We start from the raw sequence: 12,182 nt of genomic DNA, 5'->3' as shown, positions 1-12,182 counted from the left end.
TTAGCTCAGTTGGTAGAGCGATACCTTGCCAAGGTATAGGTCATCGGTTCGAACCCGATATGTCGCTCCAATTCATTGTTCGGCGCGATGGCGCGATGGCAGAATGGCTATGCTGCGGATTGCAAATCCGTCGACCTCGGTTCGACTCCGGGTCGCGCCTCCACAAATTTGTGTTTGATTGATATTTAATATCAGTTAAATCAACACTTTGCCCGAGTGGTGGAATCGGTAGACACAAGGGATTTAAAATCCCTCGCTTAATAGGCGTGCCAGTTCAAGTCTGGCCTCGGGTACCATTATTAGATTCATTACAATAGTTATATTGTAATTGAATGATGGACATGAAAGCCTCGACATTAGTCGAGGCTTTTTTGTATTTAATATTTACCATTTTTAGTCTAATTAATCATTTAATATTCAACCCTTTAAAATAACTTAATCAGGGTAAATTACGGGATCTATTTATATTCAATTTATGGTTACTTATTACACTTAAAATTAATAATTCGATAGTTCTTATATATGAAAATTGTATATTGTTCATAATTCATGAGTTTCTTAACAAGATGACTAAATCTCACTACTCAGAGCACGCTGACAATGGTATAAGTGAGGTTCATTGAAATATGACCTAACACAGAACTAGGATTAGAAGTATGATTTTCTCGACTGTCTCCCAAGCACCTGCCGATCCCATTTTAGGCTTAACTGAAGCATTCAAAGCCGACCCTCGCCAAGATAAAGTCAATCTAGGTGTTGGGATCTATAAAGATGAAGCGGGACAAACACCAGTCTTAACATCAGTCAAAAAAGCTGAAGCTAAATTGATTGAGATTGAGAAATCTAAAAGTTATCTGGGTATTGAAGGGGTACAAGCTTATAACCGTGCAGTACAAACCCTTTTATTTGGCCAAGATAGTGACATTACAACACATGATCGTGCTCGTACTGCTCAAGCGCCTGGTGGCACAGGGTCATTGCGTATGGCTGCTGAGTTTTTAGTTAACAATACTCAGTCTTCAACTATCTGGCTCAGTAACCCTACCTGGGCTAACCATCAAAATATTTTCTCTTCTGCTGGGTTAAGCATTGAGAGTTATGATTACTATGTTCCTGAAACTCAAAACATTGACTTTGAAGCAATGCTAACAAGTTTAGCCAATGCTAGTGCAGGTGATATTGTATTGCTACATGGCTGTTGCCATAACCCCACTGGTATTGATTTAACCCAAGCTCAGTGGCAGGTTATCGGTCAACTATGCTTAGACAAGCAGCTATTACCTTTATTTGATTTTGCTTACCAAGGTTTTGGTGCGGGCATTGAAGAAGACGCGCAAGGTTTACGTACCGTTGCATCTTTAGTACCAGAGCTCATTATTGCCAATTCATTTTCTAAAAACTTTGGTTTATATAATGAGCGTATCGGCGCGGTCACCATCGTTGCTGAGTCAAGCGAATCTGCTTCACGCGCATTTAGTCAATTAAAGAAAACCATTCGTTCAAGCTATTCAAATCCACCAGCACATGGCGGATTAATTGTTGCCACCATATTAGAAGATGCAGCACTTCGCAGTGAATGGGAGCAAGAGCTAACCACAATGCGTAACCGTATTGCACAAATGCGTGCTTTGTTTGTGCAAATGCTTAAAGATGAAGGTGTACAGCGTGACTTTGGTTTTATTGCTAACCAAAACGGCATGTTTAGTTTCTCAGGTCTGGATAAAGCACAAGTGACCCAATTACGTGAAGAGTTTGGTATTTACATTGTTGGCTCTGGGCGCATTAGTGTTGCTGGCTTAACTAAAGATAATTTACCAAAAGTGTGCAAAGCAATTGCTCACGTTTTGTAATGTTTAAAATGCACTAGCTGAAACAGTACCTTAAGTACCCAGTTTAAAAACGGACACATTAGTGTCCGTTTTTTATCGCATTTATTTTTTCATCAAGTCGCTCAGCTAACCAAGCTACTTGTTGATAACATAATGATTTGTTCAAGCAAGGCTTTAGTTTATAATTCAATACAACATAAAGAGATCGGGGAAGAGATTGAAGACAGGTAGAGTAGGTAAGTTTACCCTTGCATTGGCAACCATTATCGGCATTATTTTATTTGCTCGAACTGGGCTTATTCCGTTTATTGAACAACCCACGGCGTTCGTTCAACGTTTAATTAAATCTGAGGTTACGCCAGAACAAACTCTGCCTGATTTTAAAGCCATTGATGATGTGACCAAGAAAAAGGCCACTTTTTTTGATTTTTTCAGACCAATGGTGATCAAAGAAAACAATCGTGTATTGGCTGAACGAAAACAAATTCAATCTATTATTGCTCATCTTGAGGACGGACAACCACTGACTGAAGCGGAGCTCTATCAATTTTCCATAATAGCCAAGCGTTATCGGTTAGATGCTGATGATATTTCAATTAAAGCACTGAATAAATCGCTACTAAAAATAGATACCGTGCCAATGAATTTAGTGTTGGTACAAGCGGCGAATGAAAGCGGATGGGGCAGTTCTCGTTTTTCTCAGCAAGGTAATAACTTCTTTGGGCAATGGTGTTTTTCTAAAGGATGTGGATTAGTTCCACTGTCTCGAAGCGAAGGCTTACACCACGAAGTGGCTAAATTCGACACGCCAAATGATTCTGTTATTGCCTATATCAATAATTTGAATAATAACCAAGCATACGGCTTATTTCGTTCTATGCGCGCTGATTTGCGAGCGCAACATATCACACCGACGGCTGAAGATTTAGTTTATGGCTTAATTCACTATTCTGAACGCAAAGAAGCTTACATCGATGAGCTATTACAAATGCTAAGACATAATGAAAAATTATTACAAGGATAATACTCCCATGCGTCAGCCACTTGTTGTTACGTGCTGTATTAGTGCAATGTTATTGGGATCAAGTTTTTACACACCGTCGGTGTCAGCCGATAGCATTAAACTGCACTATGCTGGCTTTTATGACAAATTAAAACGCGCACAAAAAAGCCACCATCCGTTAGTGGATTTGGTGTTTTCAGTACCAAAGAAAGCAGGCTGTCTGTTACAAAGTGGTTTTATTGCCACCGAGAAGGATCGCTTTCCATTAACCTATAACGCTCAACAACGAATTTTTGTCCCTTATGACAGTCAACTTAAATCAGACCGAGCACAATTAAACCTCACATTTGACGGTGATGCGACGCAGTGCGCTATAGCGATGCAAGTGAGAGTTAAAAGCGTTAAAAGCCGTTATAGTCGTGTAGAGCTATTTGATATTATGCAAAATATGGATACCTTACTAGGAAGTTTGCGAGGATTTCCAATGAAACATTTTGCTGAGCCGGTGGCTGGGGTCAATGTTCATTTTAGCGATGTAAATTCAACATTGAGGATAGATGGTGTCGATTTAGTTCCAACTGATAATCCGCAGCATTTTATTATCACCAAAGACCAACTTGATAATAAGCAACAATTGCAGCTATCAAATACTGACTTTGTTATGAGCCCCTATATTATCAATTAATAAAAAAGCCGCTTAACAGAAATGTCCAACTTTACGGGGTCACTTCAAATAAAGAGGCTTTTTATGGGATTTGTTTGCTGCTATTTAAGGCTTAAACGTGGCAACAACATCAATTCGATTGTCTTGATCTAGATTTATATGACCATTGTTATTGATGTCTAAAAAATCAAAAGCGGGTAGATCGGCTTCTGCAACATCGCCTTTCATCGGTGCGTTAGGATCTCTTTTCAATGCCATGAAATCAAAATGCTCACGGTCAACACCTTGAGACGGTGCCGTGTTTTGCATTGCAGTAAAGATAGTTTCAATGCGACCAGGGTGTTGTTTGTCCCACATGGTCAGCATGTCTTTAATTGCGCCACGCTTTAAGTTTTCTTGTGAACCGCATAAGTTACAAGGAATAATTGGGAATGCTTTTAAACTGGCATATTCAGCAATATCTTTTTCACGGCAATAAGCTAACGGGCGAATAACCATGTTAGCACCATCATCAGATAACAACTTTGGCGGCATAGCTTTTAGCTTGCCACCATAGAACATATTTAAAAATAACGTTTCTATGATGTCATCGCGGTGATGTCCAAGTGCAATTTTCGTTGCGCCAATACGTTGAGCAAAACCATATAAGGTGCCGCGACGTAAACGAGAGCATAAAGAACACGTGGTTTTACCTTCAGGAATTTTATCTTTAACAATTGAATAGGTATCTTTTTCAAGAATATGGTACGCAACGCCAAGCTCATCAAGGTATTTAGGCAAAATATCCTCTGGAAAACCAGGTTGTTTTTGGTCTAAGTTCACGGCAATAATGTCAAATTTGATCGGCGCACGTTGCTGTAGGTTCATTAAAATATCAAGCATTGCATAGCTGTCTTTGCCGCCAGATAAACAGCACATTACTCTATCGCCTTCTTCAATCATATTATAATCTGCGATTGCGGTGCCAACTTCTCGGCGTAGGCGTTTTTGTAATTTGTTCATTCGAGTAATATTTTTCTTGGTTTGGTCTAGCACAGCATCAGACATAAAAAAGCGCCCAGTATCTTCATATTTAGGGCGCGTATTATTCCAGTATTCTAAAGCGGGGTAAAGGCTTTACTCTTCCAGAGGCGATTTATATCCGTCAGGTTTAATCGCTAATAAATCACAATTGATGCTGTCAATAACATGTTCGGCTGTATTACCAATTAATGCAGCCGAAAAACCTGTGCGACCAACAGTGCCTAAAATCACTAACTCAGCGTCTAATCTTTGGGCTAAATCTGGAATAACATCTTCAGGTAATCCCTCTTCAACATGACAGTTTTCAATCGGTATATCATAAGCTTGTGCAACGTATTGTACACGCTGCTCATGCTGCATGCGGATTGTATTATTATAAGTATTTGCATCAAAGTCGGGGAGCTCAATAGCAAGATTAACGGGTGTGCCAGGATACCCATTGACCAAGTGAATAGTGGCGGAAAACTTACTGGCTAAGTTTTTGGCGTGTTTAATTATTTTAGCATTTAGGTGTTGCTGCTCATCTTCATCACCGGCAACATTTATTGCACAAATAATGTTCCCGTTTTGCGGCCAATCATGTTCTTTAACCATCAGCACAGGCATTGGCGATTTACGCAACAAATGCCAATCGGTTGGGGTAAAGATTACCGCTTTGAGTTTGTCGTGTTCGTGAGTGCTTTTAACGATAAGATCTATTTGATTGTCTATTGAAAAATTAATCACACTTTCAAACGGTCGATTATGCCAAATGACTTGCGGGGTGAGTTTTACGCCACGGTTTTTATAGCGTTTAAGAATATCAATTAACCATTCCTTACGCTGTTCAATCACACCTTGTCTCATCGCTTCACGCTCTTGATGCGACAAGATTGAGGTCATTTCGTAAGAAAAATCAAAAATAGATAAGAATGCAATAACTTCGGCTTGGTTTTTTGAGGCTAAATCAATCGCTCTTTCGAGCGATGCTTGATTATCAACAGTAGGATTTATCACTACTAAAATTTGTTTGTAATCTTGCATAATCACTCCTAAGCATTTGTATATTAGATTTTTATACTAAATACAGTATCACTATTGAAGTAAAAAGAAACATTGAGTTAGATCAAAAAAGCAATTAAGTTGCTATACGGGCTCTGCCTGCTAGTACACTTAAAGATTGTTGATCAACAATAACAATATATTTGCCTTTAACTTCAATTAACCCAGCTTTTTGAAAGCGTCCAAGTAAACGACTAATAGTCTCTACTGTTAAACCTAGGTAGTTGCCAATATCTCCACGGGTCATCGTGAGTCTAAATTCATGCGGAGAAAACCCCCGGCTGCCAAAACGATTAGCTAAATTATATATAAAGGCTGCTAAGCGCTCTTCTGCGTTCTTCTTTGACAATAACAAGATCATTTCTTGATCGCTCATAATCTCATTACTCATCAAACGCATAATCTGTTGACGTAATTTAGGCATGGTGCCAGAAAGTGTATCAAGGGTGAGGTATGGAATTTCACAAACCATTGAGGTTTCAAGCGCTTGTGCGAAACTTTGATGTTGTTGAGCATGAATGCCGTCAAAACCGATAACATCACCAGCTAAATGAAAACCGGTAATTTGTTCGTCGCCTTGTTCTGTTATGGTAAAGCTTTTTATGGTTCCTGATCTGATAGCATAGAGTGCTTTTAAACTGTCACCAGATTTAAAGATTTGATCCCCTTTTTGAACCGGTTTTTTACGTTCAATAATCTCATCTAGTTTATCTAATTCCGATTCATTGAGTGAAAAAGGAATACAAAGTGCACCCATGCTGCAATCGTGGCAATGAATTGCACACCCAGCTCCAGTGGACGCACGACGAGTTTTATTCAAATCTGTTGGCATACTTATCTCAATCAATTTCAACAACACTATGGTAAACTAAATCACCCACTTGAGCTAGTTAAGCTGGGCGATTGCAACGTAAATTGTCTGCACACCAAAAGCGATAATCAGCAATCCACTTAATAATTTTACTGTTTTATTTTGTACAAAGTTGGCAAGTTTATTAGCCACTAAACCCGCGCTAAGTAGTGCAGGTAAGGTGCCTAATCCAAATGCAAACATAATCAATCCACCTTGAATGGCGCTGCCAGAAGCAACCGACCAAGTTAAGGTACTGTACACTAACCCACAGGGTAACCACCCCCACACTAAACCGGCAGCAAATGATTGCTTTTGGGTGTTAATGGGCAATAGTTTTTTTGTTAATGGTTGCAGTCTTTGCCAAAAGAATTGACCTAACTTTTCAATATGGATTAAGCCAAGCCATATATGGCTAATATATAAACCCGTGATGATCATCATTATTCCGACAAAAAACCGCAAATAGATAAGATAATCATCGATAACAAAAAGCTGATTCAACGCCGCCGCTCCGCCGCCAACAATCATTCCAGCAAGGGTGTAACTAATCATGCGTCCTAAGTTATAAGTCACCAAAAATGATAACTGTTGCGCTAAGTGGTTTTGTTTAGTTTTAGGTAGGCTTGATGCAAATGCGCCAATAAGTCCGCCGCACATCCCAAAACAATGTGCTGCCCCCATTAAACCGACGATAAAAGCCCCCCAAACTGTAATATCCATGACTACGCTTGCTCGTTATCGTGGTTGTTGTTTGCAGCATTTTGTTTACTGTCACGCTCAGTTGCGCGCTTGTCATCAAATAAAATTGACACACTTTGGCGCTCTAGATCATCAAACTGTTCACTTTTAACCGCCCAAAAGAAAATAGCAACGGCAATGGCGACAAAGAGCATCGCAATAGGAATTAACACATAAATGATACTCATATTTTTATCCTGCTTAATCGCAAACTATTACTAACAACAATAAGTGAGCTTAAGGACATTCCGATTGCAGCAATATAAGGCAATACATGCCCGGTTACGGCCAATGGAATAATCAACACATTGTATCCTAACGCCCACGCTAAATTTTGATTAATGATCCGTTGAGTCTTTTTCGCAATTTTTATGGCTTGATTAAAACGTAATAAATTATCACCCAATAAGATTAAATCGGCGCTGTTTTGCGCCAAGGCCGTGCCGCTACCCATTGCAACCGACAGATTAGCACCAGCAAGTACTGGTGCATCATTGATCCCATCACCAAACATGGCAACGTGTTGTGTGGTTTGTAATTGCTGAATGTATGCAAGCTTTTGTTGAGGCGTTAAGCCTGACTTTACTGTGCCAACGCTTAAAGTTGAGCCGATAAAGTCAACATGGCCTGAATTATCACCACTGGCAATACTGGTTGAGATGTTATTTGCGTGTAATTGTTTAATGGTTTCAGCACTATCTTCACGCAGGCTATCTGTGAGGGTGAATTGTGCTTGCAGTTTATTATCAATACTCAAATAAATGCGTTGCTTGGTTTGTTGTTCTACCTCAGCACTAAAGCCATTTTTTAATTCAATTTCACTTATCGCGATGTCATCAATATTGGTACCATGGTTTGCAATTGACACTTCAGTCACAAACTGTTTTGAACCGAGCTTAATAAGTTGAGTTCGATATACGCCGCTTATACCTTGACCTACATGATGGGAGATTTCGCTAACGTTTCGTTGACATTCAAAGTGCACAAATGCTTTAGCAATTGGGTGGTGTGAGCTTTGCTCTAAACTTGCAGCTAAGCGACAAGCATCAAGTTGAGAAAGGGTGTCATATAAACTGACTTGTTCAATTTGTTGATTACCATAGGTTAAGGTGCCAGTTTTATCAAACACTACGTGATTGATTAACGGCAACTTTTCAAACACGCCAGCTTGGCGGGTTATTAAGCCCATTTTGGTAAAAATGTCAGTCGCGCAAGTTATGGCCGTTGGTGTTGCCAGTGCTAACGCACATGGGCAGGTTGCAACAAGTACCGATAATGTCACCCAAAAAGCATCTTCAGGAGATAAAAAATACCAAACAAGATAAGTTAACGTGGCAATAGCAATAATAAAACTGGAGAAATAACTTGCAGCGCGTTCTGCCAATAATGACACTTTAGGTTTGGTATTTGAGGCAATTTCTTGCAATCTTATTATTTCAGCGACTAGTTGATCTTGTCCAACGGCGGTAATTTTAATTTCAATAGGTTGGCTAATGTTTACCGTTCCGGCATAAACAGGTTGATCAATCCCTTTATCTACGGGTAAATGCTCCCCAGTGAGCATGGATTCATTGATGCAAGAATCGCCATTAATGATCATGCCATCTGCGGCAATCATTTCACCAGGTTTCACCCAGATAACATCATTTATTTTTAGTTGTTTGGCGGCTATTTGTTGTGTTTGTGGTTGTTCATCAAGCCCACTTTTAGAAACAATTTTATTGGCGGTTATAGGAATTCTTTTATGTAAATTGCTTGAACTGATGCTGGCTTGTCGTTTTGCAGCTTGTTCAAAGTAACGTCCAAGCAATAGAAAAAACGTAAACATTGAAACAGATTCAAAATACACTTCGCCATTGCCATTGATTGTCGCAATCATACTGGCAATATAAGCACCGACTATGGCCAGTGAGACCGAAAAATCCATATTTAATCGGCCACTAAGTAAACTTCGTATTGCGCTAAAATAAAATGGTTGAGCAGAGTAAAATACCACTGGTGCAGCAAAAATCATGCTAACCCAGCGAAAGTAGTCGCGGTATTCTTGTTCAAGGTCGGTAAAGTATTCGGAATATAATGCCAGCGCAAACATCATGACTTGCATCGTAGCAAAGCCTGCCAAGCCAAGCCGTAATAAGAATTTACGGCTATTAGCTTTTGCAATTTTTTCTTGTTCATCAACTTGATAGGGGGCTGCTTGATAACCCACTTTATTGATTTGATTTAATATTTCACTTAATGAAATGTCAGCCTCGTACCAACTGATTAACGCTCGCTGCGTTGTTGAGTTGACCATAATGGATTCAATTCCTTTTAAGGAATTAATTTTATGCTCAATTAACCAAGCACAAGCAGCACAAGAAATTCCATCAATGGTCAGAGAAATTGTTTTCGTATCGCCTTGGTTATAGACAAAATCTTGTTGTACCTCAACAAGATCGTAGGCGCTATATTGTTGTAATTGTTCTGGAATTAACGATGAACCTTTTTGGCCAGGCTCGGTTCTAAATTGATAATAACTGACTAAATCAGCATCGACGATGGCTTGAGAGACAGCTTGACAGCCAAGGCAGCACATTGGCTGTGCTAACTTGTTGATGGTGGTTGTTAGTTCAAGGTCAGGTGCGATAGGTTCATGACAGTGAAAACAGCTAGATTGATCTAATTTGTTCAATTAAGCCAATACTCAACGTCATCGTTTATGACAACCCTTTGTTGAATACGCCAACTGTTATCAAAACCTTCTAATCTCACATTCCATGGGCCGGTTATTGCATTTGATAATGCAATGCGATACGCACCAGTACCATCTGCAGTGGCGTTAACGTTAAAGTCTTTGTCTTCAAGAGTAGGGTGGATAAAACTGACTTGCAGCGCCGCTTTATATTGTGGACCACCATGTTGGGTGATAATTAATTGATGTTCTTCAACCTTAACAAGAAATTGCATCCCCAAGTTTTTAGCCTGTTTTATTTTGCGTAAATCCATATTAATGGCTTTACCTTCTTTGTAGTAGTCATCTGACACCAATGAATCGGCGTTATCGATTGCAATATTCAGAGCAACCAAACTTTTTATGATGACTCCCAGTAATAACACGACGATAAACCAAGGCCAGAAGTGCTTGTACCATGGAAGTGGCTCTGACATGAATCGTTCCTAATTTTCATTCTTATTATTGAATTATTTTAACCTGAATAGGCTTAATATTCACTTAAAAAAAAGCCTCGTTTTCACGAGGCTTTTAAAATCAATCAATGTGTAACTATTTGTTTGATAAGCTATAAACATAAGCGGAGATAACGTGAACTTTCTCTTCACCTAAAATCTCTTTCCAAGCAGGCATCATACCTGTTCGGCCATTTTTGATTGACGCTTCAATGTCATCTCGGTGACTACCATATAACCAAGCTCCGTCGGTCAAATTAGGCGCGCCCATGAACTTATTACCTGAACCGTCCATACCATGACAAGCGAAGCAGCCTTTCATATATGAACCTTGTCCTTGAGCCGCTAGCGCTGCATCGTGTTCACGCCCTGACAGTTTAACGACATATTCAGTTAATCCTTTGAGTTCGCTGTCGTCAATTGGTAGTCCGCCTTTGGGTGGCATCATACCGTTACGACCGTCCATAATAGACTTTTTAATATCAGCTAATTCACCACCATATAACCAATTTCCATCAGCAAGGTTAGGGAAACCGATTGAGCCGCGTGCATCTGAACCATGACATTGTGAACAATTTTGTAAAAACAATCGCCCACCAACTTTTAATGCTTCTTTATCTTTAACTAACTCTTCAAGTGGCGTTGCCAAGTAAGCAGCAAAAATAGGTTTGTATTTGGCATCCGCTTTCGCTACTTCACGGTCATATTGTGACAAGCGGTCTTCAGCTTTCGCAGCTTCAACAGCGGCTTTTGAATCTTCATTTGACACAACACTTTGATTAGAGCTTGTCCAACCAAACAGGCCTTTGTAACTGCCTAACCCTGGGTAAAGTGCTAAATAAATTAGTCCAAATACAATGGTCACATAAAACATGTATGACCACCATTTAGGTAATGGGTTATTTAGCTCTTCAATTCCATCAAAGCTGTGGCCCATTGATTTGCCTTCATCTATACCGGTGTTGTTCTTCGAACATGCTATCAGTATAAAAACGCAGCCAAATATAACTAAAAGAGTTGGAACTATAATCCAAATATTCCAGAAGTTACTCATTTCTTTTTCTCTCCTGAGTCCTTCGCCATATCTGAGATTTCTTCTTTTGTGAATACAAGGTTCGCAGCTTCATCAAACTTACTTTTGCTTTTAGAACTGTATGCCCAGTAAAAAATCCCGATAAAAGTCACCATAACAATAATGGTTAAAATGCCTTGAAAAGTACCGTAATCCATCTTGGCCTCCTATCTGAGTGCGTGACCTAAAGATTGCAAGTAAGCGATTAATGCTTCCATTTCTGTTTTACCGTCAACCGCTTTTTTCGCGCCAGCTAGCTCTTCTTCACTATACATATTATGTGTAGGGTGAAAGTTGCTTAAGATTTCCATCTTATTTCTTGTTAACTCACCATTTAGGGTGTTTTCCATTAACCAAGGATAAGCTGGCATATTCGATTGAGGTACCACTGCGCGAGGATCAATTAAGTGAACTTCATGCCATTTGTCACTATAACGACCACCTACGCGCGCTAGATCAGGTCCTGTACGTTTCGAGCCCCACTGAAATGGGTGATCCCACACACTTTCGCCAGCAACTGAGTAGTGTCCATAACGTTCAGTTTCTGCACGTAGTGGGCGGATCATTTGGCTGTGACAGTTATAACAACCTTCACGAACGTAAATATCGCGGCCTTCAATTTGCAATGCCGTATAAGGGATCATTCCCTCAATGGGTTGTGTGGTATCTTTTTGGAATAATAGCGGCGTAATTTGCACCAATCCACCAAAACTAATCGCGATGACGGTGAAAATACCCAACAAGCCGATATTCTTTTCAATTAACTCATGATTAAATTTCATTGAATCGGC

General features: G+C 39.7%; 13 protein-coding genes and 2 tRNA genes. 5 read left to right on the top strand and 10 right to left on the bottom strand.

The window, feature by feature from the left end:
- Positions 1-89: 89 nt before the first annotated feature.
- The 5 genes from G3R48_RS04685 to G3R48_RS04665 all read left to right on the top strand — a co-directional run bounded on the left by G3R48_RS04685 (position 90) and on the right by G3R48_RS04665 (position 3,517).
- Positions 90-163: transfer RNA gene (locus G3R48_RS04685), tRNA-Cys, on the top strand.
- A gap of 47 nt (positions 164-210) precedes the next feature.
- A tRNA-Leu gene (locus G3R48_RS04680) sits at positions 211-296 on the top strand.
- A gap of 360 nt (positions 297-656) precedes the next feature.
- Positions 657-1,850: an amino acid aminotransferase gene (locus tag G3R48_RS04675; protein WP_153663533.1), complete on the top strand. Its 1,194-nt coding sequence runs from the start codon at positions 657-659 to the stop codon at positions 1,848-1,850.
- 196 nt (positions 1,851-2,046) lie between these two features.
- A complete protein-coding gene (locus G3R48_RS04670) occupies positions 2,047-2,853 on the top strand; it encodes a glucosaminidase domain-containing protein (protein WP_153663531.1) in 807 nt (268 codons plus the stop codon).
- Positions 2,854-2,860: 7 nt separating this feature from the next.
- On the top strand, positions 2,861-3,517 hold the full coding sequence (locus G3R48_RS04665) for a DUF2987 domain-containing protein (RefSeq protein ID WP_194823868.1): 657 nt from the start codon (positions 2,861-2,863) through the stop codon (positions 3,515-3,517).
- An 84-nt stretch (positions 3,518-3,601) separates the two neighbouring features.
- On the opposite strand, the gene ttcA is transcribed toward G3R48_RS04665, so the two are convergent.
- The 10 genes from ttcA to ccoO form a co-directional block, all read right to left on the bottom strand.
- On the bottom strand, positions 3,602-4,543 hold the full coding sequence (gene ttcA / locus G3R48_RS04660) for a tRNA 2-thiocytidine(32) synthetase TtcA (protein ID WP_153663527.1): 942 nt from the start codon (positions 4,541-4,543) through the stop codon (positions 3,602-3,604).
- 69 nt (positions 4,544-4,612) lie between these two features.
- Positions 4,613-5,542 (bottom strand): universal stress protein UspE, encoded by a 930-nt coding sequence (gene uspE / locus G3R48_RS04655; RefSeq protein ID WP_153663525.1) that lies wholly within the window; start codon positions 5,540-5,542, stop codon positions 4,613-4,615.
- A gap of 94 nt (positions 5,543-5,636) precedes the next feature.
- Positions 5,637-6,392 carry an electron transport transcriptional regulator EtrA gene (gene etrA / locus G3R48_RS04650; protein ID WP_153663523.1) on the bottom strand — a complete coding sequence of 252 codons (756 nt, stop codon included), beginning with the start codon at positions 6,390-6,392 and terminating at the stop codon, positions 5,637-5,639.
- 54 nt (positions 6,393-6,446) lie between these two features.
- The gene (locus G3R48_RS04645) at positions 6,447-7,133 is read right to left on the bottom strand and encodes a sulfite exporter TauE/SafE family protein (RefSeq protein ID WP_153663521.1); all 687 of its coding nucleotides are present in this window, start codon (positions 7,131-7,133) and stop codon (positions 6,447-6,449) included.
- A gap of 2 nt (positions 7,134-7,135) precedes the next feature.
- Positions 7,136-7,339 (bottom strand): cbb3-type cytochrome oxidase assembly protein CcoS, encoded by a 204-nt coding sequence (gene ccoS, locus G3R48_RS04640; protein WP_153663519.1) that lies wholly within the window; start codon positions 7,337-7,339, stop codon positions 7,136-7,138.
- Positions 7,336-9,825 (bottom strand): heavy metal translocating P-type ATPase, encoded by a 2,490-nt coding sequence (locus G3R48_RS04635; protein ID WP_228497386.1) that lies wholly within the window; start codon positions 9,823-9,825, stop codon positions 7,336-7,338. The genes ccoS and G3R48_RS04635 overlap by 4 nt, the downstream gene beginning before the upstream one ends.
- Positions 9,822-10,301 (bottom strand): FixH family protein, encoded by a 480-nt coding sequence (locus tag G3R48_RS04630; RefSeq protein WP_153663517.1) that lies wholly within the window; start codon positions 10,299-10,301, stop codon positions 9,822-9,824. Before G3R48_RS04630 ends, G3R48_RS04635 begins: the two co-directional genes overlap by 4 nt.
- A gap of 115 nt (positions 10,302-10,416) precedes the next feature.
- On the bottom strand, positions 10,417-11,373 hold the full coding sequence (ccoP, locus tag G3R48_RS04625; protein WP_153663515.1) for a cytochrome-c oxidase, cbb3-type subunit III: 957 nt from the start codon (positions 11,371-11,373) through the stop codon (positions 10,417-10,419).
- Entirely contained in the window at positions 11,370-11,549 is a 180-nt protein-coding gene (locus G3R48_RS04620) for a cbb3-type cytochrome oxidase subunit 3 (protein WP_153663513.1), read from the bottom strand. Before G3R48_RS04620 ends, ccoP begins: the two co-directional genes overlap by 4 nt.
- Before the next feature lie 9 nt (positions 11,550-11,558).
- On the bottom strand, positions 11,559-12,173 hold the full coding sequence (gene ccoO / locus G3R48_RS04615; RefSeq protein ID WP_153663511.1) for a cytochrome-c oxidase, cbb3-type subunit II: 615 nt from the start codon (positions 12,171-12,173) through the stop codon (positions 11,559-11,561).
- Positions 12,174-12,182: the final 9 nt, after the last annotated feature.

It is taken from the genome of Shewanella intestini (assembly GCF_018221465.1).
Lineage (GTDB): Bacteria > Pseudomonadota > Gammaproteobacteria > Enterobacterales > Shewanellaceae > Shewanella > Shewanella intestini.
This window is presented reverse-complemented; position numbering and strand designations above follow the sequence as displayed.

What these genes read in the sequence shown, in the direction of transcription:
- G3R48_RS04675 (WP_153663533.1), top strand. Translation starts at nt 657, where the DNA reads ATGATTTTCTCGACTGTCTCCCAAGCACCTGCCGATCCCATTTTAGGC.
- G3R48_RS04665 (WP_194823868.1), top strand. Translation starts at nt 2,861, where the DNA reads ATGCGTCAGCCACTTGTTGTTACGTGCTGTATTAGTGCAATGTTATTG.
- ttcA (WP_153663527.1), bottom strand. Translation starts at nt 4,543, where the DNA reads ATGTCTGATGCTGTGCTAGACCAAACCAAGAAAAATATTACTCGAATG.
- uspE (WP_153663525.1), bottom strand. Translation starts at nt 5,542, where the DNA reads ATGCAAGATTACAAACAAATTTTAGTAGTGATAAATCCTACTGTTGAT.
- etrA (WP_153663523.1), bottom strand. Translation starts at nt 6,392, where the DNA reads ATGCCAACAGATTTGAATAAAACTCGTCGTGCGTCCACTGGAGCTGGG.
- G3R48_RS04645 (WP_153663521.1), bottom strand. Translation starts at nt 7,133, where the DNA reads ATGGATATTACAGTTTGGGGGGCTTTTATCGTCGGTTTAATGGGGGCA.
- ccoS (WP_153663519.1), bottom strand. Translation starts at nt 7,339, where the DNA reads ATGAGTATCATTTATGTGTTAATTCCTATTGCGATGCTCTTTGTCGCC.
- G3R48_RS04630 (WP_153663517.1), bottom strand. Translation starts at nt 10,301, where the DNA reads ATGTCAGAGCCACTTCCATGGTACAAGCACTTCTGGCCTTGGTTTATC.
- ccoP (WP_153663515.1), bottom strand. Translation starts at nt 11,373, where the DNA reads ATGAGTAACTTCTGGAATATTTGGATTATAGTTCCAACTCTTTTAGTT.
- G3R48_RS04620 (WP_153663513.1), bottom strand. Translation starts at nt 11,549, where the DNA reads ATGGATTACGGTACTTTTCAAGGCATTTTAACCATTATTGTTATGGTG.
- ccoO (WP_153663511.1), bottom strand. Translation starts at nt 12,173, where the DNA reads ATGAAATTTAATCATGAGTTAATTGAAAAGAATATCGGCTTGTTGGGT.